Origin of the sequence: Rhizobium sp. ERR 942 (assembly GCF_007828395.1) — a bacterium.
Classification (GTDB): Bacteria; Pseudomonadota; Alphaproteobacteria; order Rhizobiales; family Rhizobiaceae; genus Rhizobium; species Rhizobium dioscoreae.
Genome location: NZ_VIUA01000006.1, coordinates 124362 through 140457 on the forward strand (window position 1 = coordinate 124362; position 16096 = coordinate 140457).

Below are 16096 nucleotides of genomic sequence, written 5' to 3' on the forward strand. Positions count from 1 at the left end.
CGATTCGAGATGATCGGCTCCAGCTGGCTTTGGGGATGCGGGCGTAGAATGCCTGTGTCAATCGCTGGGCAAAGAGGCTATAGCGCATGCAGACGAAAAGACGGGCGCGCCGGCAACGGACCGCGGTCAGCGAAGAGAAAGCCGATCGGCAGAGCATGGAAACGCATCATATCGATTTTTCGACCATTCTCGATGTATCCGCGCTGAAGGCGGAGTGCGAGACCCTCGCCAAACGCGGCCTGGATAAGAATGAAGAGCGCTCCGCACTGCTGGCGCTGTTGAAAAAGGCAAGCCAGGATGGACGGGAAGAAGCGCGGCGGTTGCTGATCGCCGACGGCAGCGGGCTTAATTGCGCGCACCGGATTTCCTGGCTGCAGGACCAGATCATCACCGTCCTCTACGATTTCACCGTCCATCACGTCTATCCGAAGCAGGCCGGCGCCTTCTCCGTCACCGCCGTCGGCGGCTATGGCCGCGATACGCTGGCGCCGGGCTCCGATATCGACCTTCTCTTCCTCTTCCGGCCGAAGCCGGAGAGCGAGACGCACAAGGCGGTCGAATTCATTCTCTATATGCTGTGGGACATGGGCTTCAAAGTCGGCCACGCCACGCGCACGGTCGAGGAGTGCATCCGAGAGGCCAAGTCCGACATGACGGTGCGCACCGCCATTCTCGAAACCCGCTATATCTGCGGCAACATCGCGCTGGAGCGCGAGCTGCAAGCCCGTTTCGACAAGGAGATCGTCACCAATACCGGCCCGGAATTCATCGCCGCCAAGCTCGCCGAGCGTGACGAGCGCCACCGCAAGGCGGGCGACACCCGCTATCTCGTCGAGCCCAACGTCAAGGAAGGCAAGGGTGGCCTGCGCGACCTGCACACGCTGTTCTGGATCTCGAAATATTACTATCACGTCCGCGATCCAGCCGAGCTGGTAAAGCTCGGCGTGCTCTCGAAACAGGAATATCGTCTCTTTGAGAAGGCCGAGGATTTCCTCTGGGCCGTGCGCTGCCATATGCATTTCCTGACCGGCAAGGCGGAAGAGCGGCTTTCCTTCGATATCCAGCGCGATATCGCCGCAGCCCTCGACTATAACGCCCGCCCGGGCCTTTCGGCCGTCGAGCGCTTCATGAAGCATTATTTCCTTGTCGCCAAGGATGTCGGCGATCTCACCCGCATCCTCTGCGCCGCACTGGAGGACCAGCAGGCGAAAGCCACGCCGGGGCTCACCGGCGTCATCAGCCGTTTTGCCAACCGCTCGCGCAAGATCCCCGGCACCGTCGAATTCGTCGAAGACCGCGGCCGCATCGCGCTTGCCAATCCCGATGTCTTCAAGCGCGATCCGGTCAGCCTTATCCGGCTGTTCTTCGTTGCCGATATCAATGGGCTGGAATTCCATCCGGATGCGTTGAAGCGCGTCACCCGCTCGCTGAACCTCATCGACAACGATCTGCGCGAGAACGAGGAGGCGAACCGGCTCTTCCTCTCCATCCTCACCTCGAAGCGCGATCCCGCGCTGATCCTGCGCCGCATGAACGAGGCCGGCGTGCTCGGCCGCTTCATTCCGGAATTTGGCAAGATCGTCTCGATGATGCAGTTCAACATGTATCATCACTATACGGTGGACGAGCATCTGATCCGCGCCGTTGAGGTGCTATCGGAGATCGACAAGGGCAAGGCCGAGGATATTCATCCGCTGACCAACAAGCTGATGCCCGGCATCGAGGATCGCGACGCTCTCTATGTCGCCGTCCTCCTGCACGACATTGCCAAGGGCCGCGAGGAGGACCATTCGGAAGCCGGCGCCGCGGTTGCACGCAAGCTTTGCCCACGCTTCGGCCTTTCGCCGAAGCAGACGGAGCTGGTGGTCTGGCTGATCGCGGAACATCTGACCATGTCGATGGTCGCTCAGACGCGCGACCTGACCGACCGCAAGACCATTATCGATTTCGCCGACCGGGTGCAGTCGCTTGACCGGTTGAAGATGCTGCTGATCCTGACCGTCTGTGATATCCGCGCCGTAGGCCCCGGCGTCTGGAACGGCTGGAAGGGCCAGCTGTTGCGCACGCTCTATTATGAAACGGAGCTGCTGCTGTCAGGAGGTTTCTCCGAAGTTTCGCGCAAGGAACGCGCCGAAGCTGCTGCCGAAGCGCTGGAACACGCACTCGCGGATTGGAGCCAGAAGGAGCGCAAGGCCTACGTCAAGCTGCACTATCAGCCCTATCTGCTGTCCGTGCCGCTGGAAGATCAGGTCCGCCATACGCAGTTCATGCGTGAATCCGACAAGGCGGGCAAAGTCCTCGCCACCATGGTGCGCACCGACAGCTTCCACGCCATCACCGAGATCACCGTGCTCTCGCCTGACCATCCGCGTCTTTTGACCGTGATTGCCGGCGCCTGCGCTGCTGCGGGCGCTAATATCGCCGATGCGCAGATCTTCACGACATCGGATGGCCGCGCGCTCGACACCATCCATGTCAGCCGCGAATTTCCTGATGATGCCGACGAACTGCGCCGCGCCGGCACCATCGGCAAGATGATCGAGGACGTGCTGGCCGGCCGCAAGCGGCTACCGGAGGTCATCGCGACGCGCACGAAGAACCGCCGCAAGAATAAGGCTTTCGTCATCCCGCCGTCGGTCATCATCACCAACAGCCTCTCCAACAAGTTCACGGTCATCGAGGTCGAATGCCTCGACCGCCCAGGCCTGCTGTCGGAAATCACGGCCGTTCTTTCGGACCTGTCTCTCGATATCCAGTCTGCGCGGATCACCACCTTCGGCGAAAAAGTCATCGATACCTTCTATGTCGCCGACCTGGTAGGCCAGAAGATTTCCAACGAGAACAGGCGAGCCTATATCACCGCCCGCCTGAAAGCCGTCATGGCCGGCGAAGAGGATGAAATGCGCGAGCGCATGCCCTCCGGCATCATCGCGCCCGCCGCCACGCGCGGCGTCGCCGTCGAAAAGTCAGACACTGAGAAGAAAGCCGGTTCAGCCGCATGAGCCTAGTCAAGAAATTCATCACGGTCGGTGGCGCGACGCTCGGCAGCCGCATCTTCGGCTTCGCCCGCGAAACGCTGATGGCCGCTGCCCTCGGCACCGGGCCGATGGCCGACGTCTTCTACGCCGCCTTCCGCTTTCCGAATCTCTTCCGCCGATTGTTTGCCGAAGGCGCCTTCAACGCCGCCTTCGTGCCGCTTTTTGCAAAAGAGATCGAGGCGAATGGCATCGACGGCGCCAAGCGGTTTTCCGAGGAAGTATTCGGCGTTCTCTTCTCGGTCCTGCTGTTGATCACTATCGTCATGGAACTAGCCATGCCGCTCCTGGTGCGTTGGGTCATCGCACCTGGTTTCGCCGACGATGCCGAGAAATTCGATCTGACGGTCCGGTTGGCCGCCGTGATGTTCCCTTATCTCATGTCGATGTCGCTGACGGCGATGATGAGCGGCATGCTGAACTCGCTGCATCATTTCTTCGCTGCCGCCGTGGCTCCGATCTTCCTAAACCTAGTGATGATCAGTGCGCTGTTCTATGCGATCTACTACGGCGCCGATCCGCTGAGCACAGCCTGGTACTTGTCCTGGTCGGTACTGGTGGCAGGCGTGCTGCAGCTGGCGGTCGTCTATATCGGCGTGCGTCATGCCGGCATCAGTATCGGTCTGCGCTTTCCGCGCTTCACGCCCAATGTCAAACGGCTCCTGCTTCTTGCGATCCCGGCGGCCATCACCGGCGGCGTCACTCAGATCAATCTGGTGATCGGCCAGGCAATTGCCTCGGGCAAGGAAGGCGCGATCGCCGCCCTGCAATATGCAGACCGCATCTACCAGTTGCCGCTCGGCGTCGTCGGCGTCGCGGTCGGAATCGTGCTTCTGCCGGAACTAGCCCGCTCGCTGAAATCAGGCCATATCAAGGAAGCTGCCAATATCCAGAACCGCTCGATCGAATTTGTGCTGTTCCTGACCCTGCCGGCCGCTATTGCCCTCTGGCTGCTCTCTGACGATATCATCCGCGTGCTTTACGAGCGCGGCGCCTTTAACTCGGAAAATACAAAGCTGGTCGGCTCCATCCTCGCAATCTTCGGCCTTGGCCTGCCGGCTTTCGTGCTGATTAAAGCACTGCAGCCCGGCTTTTATGCCCGCGAAGATACGAAATCGCCGATGCGCTACACGGCGGTCGCCGTCGCCGTCAATTCGGCGCTGTCCATCTTGCTTTTCCCGGTGCTGGCCGAACGCGGCATTGCGCTCGCTGAGGCGGTTGCCGGATGGCTGAACGCCGTGCAGCTCTTCGTCACACTCTATCGCCGCGGACATCTCGCCTGGGAATGGTCGCTGGCGCGCCGCACTGTGATGCTGCTCGTATCCTCCGCCGTCATGGGCGGCGTTATCGTATATTTGTCTGATCGCTGGGAGCCGCTTCTGGGGGGGAGCTCGTCGCTGCTCATCAAAACCGGCATCCTGGGCTTGCTCATATTGATTGCGATGGCGGTGTATTTCATTGTCGCCTTCCTGATCGGCGGCGTGGATTTGGGCATGGTACGCCGCAATTTGAAGCGCAAGCGGGCCGCGACCGCTCCAGATGCCGAGGTGGCGAACGGGGAATAACAAAGGCTCCTTCGCCCGATCGAACGGTGCGAGATTGAATCCGTTTTATAGGTTTTTATTTCGAGCCGAGAATCGTAGCTAATGCTGCCGTGCCAGGAAATAAGACGGAGTTCCCATGCCCCAATCCCTCTTCCTCGTCGCCCTCGTCGTCGATGACTATGATCGCGCGAAAGCCTTCTATTGCGATGCCCTCGGCTTCGAGTGCTTGGCCGACGAGGTGCAGCCGGAGGGCAAGCGCTGGGTCGTGGTCAGACCGAAAGGCACCGAGGGCGCCGCGCTATTGCTCGCCCAGGCCGCCAGCGACAGCCAGCGCGCGGCGATCGGCAACCAGACCGGTGGCCGCGTCGGCTTCTTCCTCAAGACCGATGATTTCGCCCGCGATCATGCAGCTATGAAGGCAAAGGGCGTGCATTTTCTGGAGGAACCGCGCCATGAAGTCTATGGCACGGTCGCGGTCTTTGCCGATCCCTACGGCAACACCTGGGACCTGATCCAGCATTCTTCCTGAGACTGCCCATATAACCTCTTGATCCCAACCTATCCGCCGTGCATAAGCCGCACGAAACCAGGGGTCGAGAGCCACTCGCCCAGGCCCTCCACAAGCCTTTTGAGGACGACATGACCGAATTCAAGCCGCTCGTATTCTCCGGCGTTCAGCCTACCGGCAACCTCCACCTCGGCAACTATCTCGGCGCAATCCGCAAGTTCGTGGCCCTGCAGGCCAATAACGACTGCATCTACTGCGTCGTCGACATGCATGCGCTGACGGCGCAGCTGGTCCATGAGGACATGCCGAACCAAACGCGTTCGATCACCGCGGCCTTCCTTGCCGCCGGCATCGATCCGGAAAAGCATATCGTCTTCAATCAGTCGGCCGTGCCCGGCCATGCCGAGCTTGCCTGGATCTTTAACTGCGTCGCCCGCATCGGCTGGATGAACCGCATGACGCAGTTCAAGGACAAGGCGGGCAAGGACCGCGAACAGGCATCGCTTGGCCTTTACGCCTATCCGAGCCTGATGGCGGCGGACATTCTGCTCTATCGCGCCACCCATGTCCCGGTCGGCGACGACCAGAAGCAGCATCTAGAGCTGACCCGCGACATCGCCATGAAGTTCAATCTGGACTACATGGAGCATATTCGCCGCACGGGCTACGGCATCGACATCACCGTCGGCGATGAGCCGGTGCATGCCTATTTCCCCATGGTCGAGCCGCTGATCGATGGCCCGGCGCCGCGCGTCATGTCGCTGCGTGACGGCACGAAGAAGATGTCGAAATCCGACGCATCGGACCTCTCGCGCATCAACCTGCTCGACGACGAGGAAAACATCTCGAAGAAGATCCGCAAGGCCAAGACCGATCCGGATGGCTTGCCGAGCGAAATCGCCGGTCTTGCCGGCCGGCCTGAAGCCGACAATCTGGTTGGCATCTATGCGGCGCTTGCCGACAAGTCGAAGGCCGAGGTTCTTTCGGAGTTCGGCGGTCAGCAATTCTCGGTCTTCAAGCCGGCGCTGGTCGATCTCGCCGTGCATGTGCTCTCGCCGATCACGATGGAAATGCGCCGCCTGATGGCCGACCCTGGCCATATCGACGCCGTTCTGCGCGATGGCAGTGCCCGCGCCCGCGCCCGCGCCGACGTGACCATGAAGCAGATTCGCGACATTATCGGCTTTCTCTATTGATGATATCGTCATGCAAGCCTCTCGGTCCCAAACGGGGGCTTGCAAAACGCCGCCTTCGGGTGTCAGAGTCGCCGCATGGTTTCAAAACGTCTCTCACGGCTCGAAGGTCATCGCCGCAAGTTCATGGCGGTCATCGACGGCACGCCTGAATGCCAGCGCGCCGTCCATTATGCCGGCCGGCGCGCCAAGAATTCCAATGGCGGCCTCGTGCTGCTCTATGTGATCCCCGAGGGCGACTTCCAGCAATGGCTTGGGGTCGAGGAGATCATGCGGGCGGAAGCGCGCGAGGAGGCCGAGGCCGCAACCGCAAAGGCTGCGCAAACCGTGCGCGAAAACATCGGCATCGACGCGGAAATCGTCATCCGCGAGGGTGCTGCCGCCGAGCAGATCAATGCCGTGATTGAAGAGGATCGAGATATCGCTCTTCTCGTGCTTGCCGCCGGTTCCGCCAAGGAAGGTCCAGGCCCGCTCGTCTCGTCGATCGCCGGTCGTGCCGCTGCTTTCCCGATCCCGGTGACGGTGCTCCCGGATACGCTGAGCAACGAGGAAATCGACGCGCTGAGTTGATCGCGTGTGCCATTTCTTGAGAAACACTCTCTTGAATAGAATGGCCAAAAGGCCTATTTTCTTTTGAAATATTCTAAAGTCGGGATCGGGCGTCTGCCCGCCGCATGGAGATCAAGATGTTCATTCAGACCGAAGCGACGCCGAACCCCGCGACCCTCAAGTTTCTGCCGGGCAAAGTGGTGATGGAAAGTGGCACGGCCGAATTTCGCAGCGCCGAAGAAGCCGAAGCTTCGCCGCTCGCTGCTCGCCTCTTCGAAATCCCGGGCGTGATCGGCGTTTACTTCGGCTATGACTTCATTTCCGTCTCCAAGGAAAATCAGGAATGGCAGCATCTGAAGCCCGCCATCCTCGGTTCGATCATGGAGCACTTCATGTCCGGCAAGCCGGTCATGGGCTCGGCATCCGTTCTGTCCGAAGTGCAGGATGCCGGCGGCGAATTCTTCGATGAAGGTGACGAGGCCATCGTGCTGACCATCAAGGAGCTGCTCGATACCCGCGTTCGTCCCGCCGTTGCCCAGGATGGCGGCGACATCACCTTCCGCGGCTTCCGTGACGGCAAGGTCTACCTCAACATGAAGGGATCGTGCTCGGGCTGCCCGTCCTCCACGGCAACTCTGAAGCATGGCGTGCAGAACCTGCTGCGCCATTTCGTTCCGGAAGTGCAGGAAGTCGAAGCCGTCTAATCCCGGCCTAGCGGAAAAATTGACATGATCGTACTGGCGCTCGACACGGCAGGTGTGGATTGCGCTGCCGCTGTGTATGATAGCGGCAGTGATTCTGTGATGGGGGAGGTCACGGAAACGATCGGACGGGGGCATGCCGAGCATCTGATGCACGTTGTCGACGAGGCGCTGGCGAAAGCCGGTGTGACGCTTTCGGCCATTGAGCGTGTTGTCGTGACCGTCGGCCCCGGTTCCTTCACCGGCATCCGCATTGGCGTTGCAGCCGCGCGCGGTTTTGCACTTTCCCTCAATGTTCCAGCGGTTGGCGTCACGACCCTCGAGGTCATGGCCGCGACCGCCAGAGCGCAGAATCCGGGCAAGTCGGTTCTGGCTGCCATCGATGCCAAGCGCGAGGAGATCTATCTCCAGAGCTTCGATGCCGATGGCAACCCGCTGGACGAGGCTCGGGCCGTGACGATCGACGAAGCGCGGGCAATCGCCGGCGCATTCGATGGCGTCGTCACCGGAACGGCCGTCGCCCGGTTGAGCGACGCGCCGCCTGCGGAGCGGCCAGACGCATTTCCGATTGCCATCGTCGCCCGGCTGGGCGCTGGCAAGCCTGCCGGCGAAAAGCCGAAGCCGCTTTATCTTCGCGGACCCGATGCCAGACCGCAGGCCGGATACGCAGTTGCCAGGCAATAGACATGCTCGAATCCTATCTGACCTTGAAAGCCGAATACGAAATCGTCCCGATGGAACTGAAGGATTGCGCTGAAGTGGCGCTCCTTCATGGCGAACGCTTCCCGCGGGTATGGGACGAAACTGAATTTCAGGGTCTCCTTTCGCAGGAGACCACCTTCGGCTTCGTTGCCCGCCAGACCAATGCCATCCTTAAAAAGGCGCTTCCCGGCTTCGTGCTGGCCCGGCATGTGGCGGGCGAGGGCGAAATCCTGACAATCGCCGTCAATGCCAAACTCGGACGCTCCGGCCTTGGCTGGCGCCTCATGCAGGCGGCGTTGCGTGAAACTCGCAATCGCGGCGGCGAAACGATGTTTCTCGAAGTCGACGGCAGCAATCAGCCGGCCCTCGGCCTCTATCGCAAGCTCGGTTTCGAGACGGTCGGCGAGCGCAAGGCCTATTATGCCGGCGAAAACGGACAAAAATCGACGGCGCTTGTCATGCGCCGCGTTCTTCGCTAGTCCCTTGTCACAGTTCATTTGGACCGAAGACAGCGATTGATGGAAGACGCCGTAAAATCCCTGGAGGAGCTTTGCGCCGAGCGCGGCATGCGCATGACGGAGCAGCGCCGGGTCATTGCGCGCATCATCGAGAGCTCCGGCGATCACCCGGATGTCGAGGAGCTCTATCGCCGCTCGGTGAAAGTGGATGCGAAAATCTCAATCTCCACGGTGTACCGCACCGTCAAGCTGTTCGAGGACGCCGGCCTTCTTGCCCGCCATGATTTCCGCGATGGGCGCTCCCGCTACGAGACCGTGCCGGAAGAGCACCACGACCATCTGATCGATCTGAAGAGCGGTCAAGTGATCGAATTCCACTCGCCGGAGATCGAGGCGCTGCAGGAGCGCATCGCCCGCGAACACGGCTTCAAACTCGTCGACCACCGGCTGGAGCTTTACGGCATCCCGCTGAAGAAGGACGAAGGTTGACGTGAAGGCTTTCATGCAGGAGCGAGCGATTTGATGACCTGGCTGCGCATCGGCTGTGCCGCCGTGGTTATTTGTGTCGTCAGCGCGGTGATGCTGCCGCTGCAGATCCTCTGCCTGCGCTTTGACTGGAAGCTCCGGCGCTATCTGCCGCGCTACTGGCATCGCATCGTATGCTATTGGCTTGGTGTGCGCATTCATGTGATCGGCAAGATGGAGACGAGCCGGCCTCTCATGCTGGCCTCCAACCATTCGTCCTGGCTCGATATTCTCGTGCTTTCAGCAGTGGCCGATGTCTCCTTCATCGCCAAATCCGAAGTACGGGACTGGCCGATCTTCGGGCTTTTCGCGCAGTGGCAGAAGAGCGTCTTCGTCGAGCGCGAGCAAAAGCGCAAGACCGGCGAGCAGGTGAACGAAATCGCCGACCGTATGGCAGACGGCGAAATCATGGTGCTGTTCCCTGAAGGAACTACCTCGGACGGCAATCGCCTCCTCGAAGTCAAGTCCTCGCTGTTCGGCGCGGCCGCTGCCGCCCTGCCGAAGGCGCCGGATGCCGTCGTGCATGTCCAGCCGGTCGCGGTCGCCTATACCCGTGTCCACGGAACGCCCATGGGCCGCTATTATCGCCCGCTGACGGCATGGCCTGGTGACATCGAGCTTGTGCCACACCTAAAGGGCATCATCCAGTGCGGTGCCATCGATGTCGACGTCTGTTTCGGCGAGGCGGTGGATTATCGCGCCGGCACCAATCGCAAGGAAGTCAGCGCCACCATCGCCAGGCGCATCCGCAATATGCTTGCCAGCCGCCTGCTCGGGCGCGAGATCGCCTGATTTCCAGGTGATTCCAACTTTTTCATTTTCTCCGAAAGCAAAAGCCACTACATAGCGGCCCATGACCAAGGACAGCCTAACCCTCGACGCCCCGGCGGCCGACGCTTTGCAGCTCGGTCCCCGCGATGGCTCCAACAGCCGCAAGGTTTTCATCAAGACCTACGGTTGCCAGATGAACGTCTATGATTCCACGCGGATGAGCGATGCGCTTTCCCGCGACGGCTATGAGCCGACCGAGGACATGGAGGAGGCCGACCTTGTCCTTTTGAACACCTGCCACATCCGCGAGAAGGCTGCCGAAAAGGTCTATTCCGCGCTCGGCCGACTGCGCGAAATGAAGAAGCGCAAAGCGGCCGATGGTCGCGAGATGATGATCGGCGTCACCGGCTGCGTCGCGCAAGCGGAGGGCGAGGAAATCCTGCGGCGCGCGCCTGCCGTCGATGTCGTCATCGGCCCGCAAACGTATCATCGCCTGCCGGATGCGCTTCGCCGCGCCAAGGAGGGCCAGCGCGTCGTCGACACGGAATATGCGATCGAGGACAAGTTCGAGCATCTGCCGATCGCCGAAAAGACGAAGATCCGCGCCCGCGGCGTCACTGCCTTTCTGACGGTGCAGGAAGGCTGTGACAAGTTCTGCACCTTCTGTGTCGTGCCATATACGCGCGGCTCCGAGGTCTCCCGCCCGGTCGCGCAGATCGTCGAAGAGGCCGAGAAACTGGTCGATGGCGGCGTGCGCGAAATCACGCTGCTCGGCCAGAACGTCAATGCCTGGCATGGCGCTGGCCCGAAGGGCGAGGCTTGGAGCCTCGGCGATCTCCTCTATCGTCTCGCCGAGATCCCCGGCCTCGCGCGCCTGCGTTACACCACCAGCCACCCGCGCGACATGGACGACCGCCTCATCGGCGCCCATCGCGACCTGCGGACGCTGATGCCCTATCTGCATCTGCCCGTTCAGGCGGGCTCCGACCGCATCCTGAAGGCGATGAACAGGCGGCATACGGCCGCGGAATATCTGACGCTCATCGAGAAGATCCGCACTGCACGCCCGGATATCGCTCTTTCGGGCGATTTCATCGTCGGCTTCCCGGGGGAGACAGACCAGGATTTTGAGGATACACTGAAGCTTATCGAGGAGGTGAATTATGCACAGGCCTTCTCGTTCAAATATTCCACGCGGCCGGGCACACCCGGCGCGGAATTGAAGGATCAGGTGCCCGAAGAGGTCAAGACCGAGCGGCTGGAGCGTTTGCAGGCATTGTTGCTGAAGCAGCAGCATGCGTTTGCCGAGGCCTGTGTGGGCAAAACAGTGGATATCCTTCTGGAAAAGCCGGGCCGGATGCCGGGCCAGTTGATCGGACGCTCTCCCTGGCTGCAGTCTGTGAATGTTGATGCAAAAGCATCGCAAATCGGTGACATTATTAACGTACGAATCACCGGAACCAGCACCAACAGCCTTTTTGCTGAATTGCTCTAGGTTCCGGACGGGCACAAGGAGCCGCACCGCTTGAACGGACAGGAATTGGTTTCTTCTTCATCGCGCCAGCCCCGCACCGCGAGCGACGCCAATCACTTCACCCTGACGTTCGAGAATAATCGGTTCGCCAGTGAGCTTTTCGGGCAGTTCGACCAGAATTTGAAGCTGCTTGAGGAGCGCCTCGGCATCGATGCGCGTGCTCGCGGCAATTCCGTCGTCATCACAGGCGATGTGCTGGCCACCAATCAGGCACGCCGCACGCTCGATTATCTCTATGACAAGCTGCAAAAAGGCGGCAATGTGGAGCGTTCCGATGTGGAAGGGGCAATCCGCATGGCGGTTGCCGCCGACGATCAATTGACGCTGCCGACCATGGAGAGAAAAGCCAAGTTGACGATGGCGCAGATTTCAACGCGCAAGAAGACGATCATCGCGCGGACGCCGACCCAGGATGCCTATATGCGGGCGCTGGAGCGGTCCGAGCTCGTCCTCGGTGTCGGACCTGCCGGTACGGGCAAGACCTATCTCGCCGTCGCGCACGCCGCCCAGCTTCTGGAGCGCGGTGCCGTTGAAAAGATCATCCTGTCGCGCCCGGCCGTCGAAGCCGGCGAGCGGCTCGGCTTCCTGCCTGGCGACATGAAGGAAAAGGTCGATCCCTATCTGCGCCCGCTCTATGACGCGCTTTACGACATGATGCCCGGCGACAAGGTCGAGCGTGCTATCACTGCAGGCGTCATCGAGATCGCGCCGCTCGCTTTCATGCGTGGCCGCACGCTCTCCAATGCTGCCGTCATCCTCGATGAGGCGCAGAACACCACATCCATGCAGATGAAGATGTTTCTGACGCGTCTCGGCGAGAACTCGCGGATGATTGTGACGGGCGACCCAAGCCAGATCGACTTGCCGCGCGGCGTCAAATCCGGCCTCGTGGAAGCGCTGCAGCTGCTGGATGGCGTCGAGGGCATCACCATCGTCCGCTTCAAGGATACGGACGTCGTCCGCCATCCGCTGGTGGCGCGCATCGTCCGGGCCTACGATTCCACCTATGCCGCAAAGGCAGAGGAAAGCGATCCGCAGATCTGATCTGCGGTTACGAAAGCTCATGGCCGAACTCGATATACAGATCAGCGTGGAGGAGGGCGATTGGCCCTCCGAAGAGGTGTTGCAGTCACTTGCCGAGCGGGTGCTGGGCGAAGCTGCAAATTATCTCAAGAAGCACGAGAAGCAGCCATTTCCAAAAATGGCCCCTGAATTGTCGCTGGTCTTTACCGACGACGCTTCGATCCGCGAGATCAATGCGGAATGGCGCTCTCAGGACAAGGCGACGAACGTTCTGTCCTTTCCGGCTTTTCCGCTGCAGCCCGGCGGCAAGCCCGGCCCGATGCTGGGCGATATCATCATCGCCAGGGAGACGGTGGAGCGTGAGGCGGTGGATCTCGAAAAGAGTTTTGACGACCATCTGACGCATTTGATGGTGCATGGTTTCTTGCATCTCTTCGGCTACGACCATATGAATAATAGCGAAGCCGAAAGAATGGAGGGGCTGGAGACTCGCATTTTGGCTAGTCTTGGCCTATCTGATCCCTATGCGGGACAAGACCCCATTTGATCTGAACCCTGTCTGACCAGGAACAATGAGCGACTTTACGACAAGATCGGCCCCCGAGGCCAAAGACGGAGCCGACGCAGCCTCCTCCGACGAGGTAGGCAGTAGTAGCAACGGCAAGCGATCCCACTCTTCATTCTGGGCACGTGCCGCGCGGATTCTGCGCCCGGCGCAGGACGCCGCCCGCTTGCGCGAGGACCTTGCCGACGCGTTGATGACCAACGCTGCCGGTGATGATGCCTTTTCGCCCGATGAGCGTGCAATGCTGCACAACATCCTGCGCTTCCGCGAGGTGCGCGTCGAGGATGTCATGGTGCCGCGCGCCGATATCGAGGCCGTGGATCAGAACATCACCATCGGCGAGCTGATGATCCTCTTCGAGGAAAGCGGCCGCTCGCGCATGCCCGTCTATGCCGATACGCTCGATGATCCGCGCGGCATGGTGCATATCCGCGACCTGCTGTCCTATGTCGCCAAACAGGCCCGCAACAAGCGCCGCAGCGGCAGTGCTAAGTCGGCGGCTGCTGCAGCGGCTGCACCTGCAGCCGAAAAGCCGGCACGCTCGGCCAAGCCGAACTTCGATCTGTCGCGTGTCGATCTGCAGAAGACGCTGGTCGAGGCTGGTATCATCCGCAAGATCCTGTTCGTGCCGCCTTCGATGCTTGCCTCCGATCTCCTGCGCCGCATGCAGGTCAACCGAACGCAGATGGCCCTCGTGATCGATGAATACGGTGGCACGGACGGCCTGGCGTCGCATGAGGACATCGTCGAAATGGTCGTCGGCGATATTGATGACGAGCACGACGACGAAGAAGTGATGTTCAAGCGCGTCTCCGAGGATGTCTTCGTAGCCGACGCCCGTGTCGAGCTGGAGGAGATCGCAGCCGCGATCGGTCCGGATTTCGACATCGCCGAGCAGGTGGACGAGGTGGACACGCTCGGCGGCCTGATCTTCTCCGCGCTGGGCCGCATTCCGGTGCGTGGTGAGGTGGTGCAGGCGCTTCCCGGTTTCGAATTCCATATTCTCGATGCCGATCCGCGCCGCATCAAGCGGGTGCGCATCACGCGTAAGCGTCACGCCGCCCGTCGCCGCCCGACCGTCAAGCTGGAAGGCGATGCCGGTACGCCGGAGCGCGATTTGCCGGCACCGGAAACGATCGCCGAAGAAACGCGGGCCGAGCGTGACGCCGCCCGCCAATAAATGGCGTGAGAGCGGGACAAATCGCTGCATTTTTGAAAGACTGCGCCCAATTGATTCGCGATTGGACGGAGCTGACGCATGGAATGGCTTTCGGGCAGGGTGATCCTCGTCTGGGGTTTCAAACGTGCGTTGCTTACGGTCTTAGCCGGTGCCATCGGCGTACTGGCGCTGCCGCCCTTCGGCTTCTTCGCGGCAATGTTCGTCTCGTTCACGCTGCTCATCTGGCTGCTGGATGGCGTTGCTGCCGGCCCGGATAGCGGTCTGCTCGGGCGCCTCTGGCCCGCCTTCTTCACCGGCTGGCTGTTCGGCTTCGGCTATTTTGTCGCCGGCCTCTGGTGGCTCGGCCATGCGCTATTGATCGATGCCTATGAGTTCGCCTGGGCGCTGCCGCTGGCAATCCTCGGCCTGCCGGCCTTTCTGGCCGTTTTCTACGGCGTCGCGACCGTGCTTGCACGGATCCTGTGGTCCGACGGCATGGGGCGCATCGCCGCGCTTGCCTTCAGTTTCGGTATCCTGGAATGGCTGCGCAGCTTTCTTTTCACCGGCTTTCCCTGGAATGCAATCGGCTATGGCGCCATGCCCATTCCGCTGATGATGCAGTCGGCGCATGTCGTCGGTGTGCTCGGAGTGACCGTGCTTGCCGTCTTCGTCTTTGCGACACCTGCGCTGCTCGGCACGCGCCAGGGGCGGGTGCCGGGGATCGGCCTTGCTGTCCTCATCGCCGCCGCTCATTTCGGTTATGGTTATTACGCACTGGGCCAGCCGGAAGCGCCGTTGGCCGATGCCAAGACGGCACCTATGGTACGTATCGTTCAGCCGTCCATCGACCAGGAAACCAAGATGGATACGGCCGCCGACCGTGCCGCCATCTTCGACAAGCATTTGGCGCTCTCGGTCCAGCCGCCTGCCAATGGCGGCAAACGGCCCGACATCATCGTCTGGCCGGAAACGGCCGTGCCCTTCATCCTCACCGATAACCGCGATGCGCTCGCCCGTATTGCCGATCAGCTCGAAGACGATCAGATCCTGATCACCGGCGCCGTCCGCGTCGAAGACATGGGGCCGGGAGTCGAGCCGCGCTATTACAATTCGATCTATGTCATCGACGGTCGCGGACAGATCATCGGTGCGTCCGACAAGACCCATCTCGTCCCCTTCGGCGAATACGTGCCCTTCGAGCACATTCTGAGCTATCTCGGCATCGAGAACGTCGTGGAACTGCCGGGAGGGTTTTCAGCGACCGCCAAACGGGAATTGCTGAGCATGCCGGATGGCCTGAAATTCTATCCGCTGATCTGTTACGAGATCATTTTTCCGAACGAGATGACTCCGGAGATCTGGCAGGCCGACGCCATCTTGAACGTCACGAACGACGGCTGGTTCGGCGATACGCCTGGCCCATACCAGCATTTCCAGCAGGCAAGGGTGAGGGCGGTGGAGCAGGGGCTGCCGTTGATTCGAAGCGCCAATACCGGCATTTCAGCATTTGTTGATGCACATGGACGGGTGCTTTCCGGTATCGATTATAATCAGCAAGGCTTTATAGATACCACTTTAGGTGGCGCAACCGTATCGCGCATCGACGATAAAGCCAGAAAAACATACTTTTGGTTGATCATCGGAGCAGTCGGCATGATTGCCGTGATTTCGCGCATGGGTTTTATTTTCAGGGTGAATTGACCAAAAAACCCTAAAATTGCATAGTGCTAGATGTCCGCCTTTCGAACGTAGACTGGAGGCCTTGGGGGCGTCGGCTGCAACGTGGCGTTATAGGGGTGGTGAAGGGTACCGGGTGGCAGGTCCTGAAT

At 60.7% G+C, this 16096-nt stretch carries 15 protein-coding genes; all 15 read left to right on the plus strand.

What is annotated here, in order from left to right:
* Positions 1 to 86: 86 nt before the first annotated feature.
* On the plus strand, positions 87 to 3002 hold the full coding sequence (locus FBZ97_RS23890; RefSeq protein WP_145322268.1) for a [protein-PII] uridylyltransferase: 2916 nt from the start codon (positions 87 to 89) through the stop codon (positions 3000 to 3002).
* On the plus strand, positions 2999 to 4600 hold the full coding sequence (gene murJ / locus FBZ97_RS23895) for a murein biosynthesis integral membrane protein MurJ (RefSeq protein ID WP_113329991.1): 1602 nt from the start codon (positions 2999 to 3001) through the stop codon (positions 4598 to 4600). The genes FBZ97_RS23890 and murJ overlap by 4 nt, the downstream gene beginning before the upstream one ends.
* Positions 4601 to 4715: 115 nt before the next feature.
* The gene (locus FBZ97_RS23900; RefSeq protein WP_113351315.1) at positions 4716 to 5108 is read left to right on the plus strand and encodes a VOC family protein; all 393 of its coding nucleotides are present in this window, start codon (positions 4716 to 4718) and stop codon (positions 5106 to 5108) included.
* 110 nt (positions 5109 to 5218) lie between these two features.
* On the plus strand, positions 5219 to 6283 hold the full coding sequence (gene trpS / locus FBZ97_RS23905; RefSeq protein ID WP_145322270.1) for a tryptophan--tRNA ligase: 1065 nt from the start codon (positions 5219 to 5221) through the stop codon (positions 6281 to 6283).
* 75 nt (positions 6284 to 6358) lie between these two features.
* Positions 6359 to 6850, plus strand: a complete 492-nt coding sequence (locus FBZ97_RS23910; protein ID WP_095433804.1) for a universal stress protein — start codon at positions 6359 to 6361, stop codon at positions 6848 to 6850.
* 116 nt (positions 6851 to 6966) lie between these two features.
* Complete coding sequence (locus tag FBZ97_RS23915; RefSeq protein WP_113249832.1) at positions 6967 to 7533, plus strand: NifU family protein; 567 nt, start codon at positions 6967 to 6969, stop codon at positions 7531 to 7533.
* A 24-nt stretch (positions 7534 to 7557) separates the two neighbouring features.
* Complete coding sequence (tsaB, locus tag FBZ97_RS23920; protein ID WP_113329993.1) at positions 7558 to 8214, plus strand: tRNA (adenosine(37)-N6)-threonylcarbamoyltransferase complex dimerization subunit type 1 TsaB; 657 nt, start codon at positions 7558 to 7560, stop codon at positions 8212 to 8214.
* Between the two features lie 2 nt (positions 8215 to 8216).
* Positions 8217 to 8711, plus strand: coding sequence for an N-acetyltransferase (locus FBZ97_RS23925; RefSeq protein WP_113329994.1), 495 nt, complete (start codon positions 8217 to 8219; stop codon positions 8709 to 8711).
* A 39-nt stretch (positions 8712 to 8750) separates the two neighbouring features.
* Positions 8751 to 9179, plus strand: coding sequence for a Fur family transcriptional regulator (locus FBZ97_RS23930; RefSeq protein ID WP_113329995.1), 429 nt, complete (start codon positions 8751 to 8753; stop codon positions 9177 to 9179).
* Between the two features lie 30 nt (positions 9180 to 9209).
* The gene (locus FBZ97_RS23935; RefSeq protein ID WP_113329996.1) at positions 9210 to 10007 is read left to right on the plus strand and encodes a 1-acyl-sn-glycerol-3-phosphate acyltransferase; all 798 of its coding nucleotides are present in this window, start codon (positions 9210 to 9212) and stop codon (positions 10005 to 10007) included.
* 61 nt (positions 10008 to 10068) lie between these two features.
* Complete coding sequence (gene miaB / locus FBZ97_RS23940) at positions 10069 to 11481, plus strand: tRNA (N6-isopentenyl adenosine(37)-C2)-methylthiotransferase MiaB (protein ID WP_113329997.1); 1413 nt, start codon at positions 10069 to 10071, stop codon at positions 11479 to 11481.
* A gap of 30 nt (positions 11482 to 11511) precedes the next feature.
* Positions 11512 to 12564 carry a PhoH family protein gene (locus FBZ97_RS23945; RefSeq protein ID WP_069611161.1) on the plus strand — a complete coding sequence of 351 codons (1053 nt, stop codon included), beginning with the start codon at positions 11512 to 11514 and terminating at the stop codon, positions 12562 to 12564.
* Positions 12565 to 12583: 19 nt separating this feature from the next.
* Positions 12584 to 13090 carry an rRNA maturation RNase YbeY gene (ybeY, locus tag FBZ97_RS23950; protein WP_145322271.1) on the plus strand — a complete coding sequence of 169 codons (507 nt, stop codon included), beginning with the start codon at positions 12584 to 12586 and terminating at the stop codon, positions 13088 to 13090.
* A gap of 25 nt (positions 13091 to 13115) precedes the next feature.
* On the plus strand, positions 13116 to 14288 hold the full coding sequence (locus tag FBZ97_RS23955; RefSeq protein WP_145322273.1) for a hemolysin family protein: 1173 nt from the start codon (positions 13116 to 13118) through the stop codon (positions 14286 to 14288).
* Positions 14289 to 14366: 78 nt separating this feature from the next.
* Positions 14367 to 15968, plus strand: coding sequence for an apolipoprotein N-acyltransferase (gene lnt, locus FBZ97_RS23960; RefSeq protein WP_145322275.1), 1602 nt, complete (start codon positions 14367 to 14369; stop codon positions 15966 to 15968).
* Positions 15969 to 16096 lie beyond the last annotated feature (128 nt).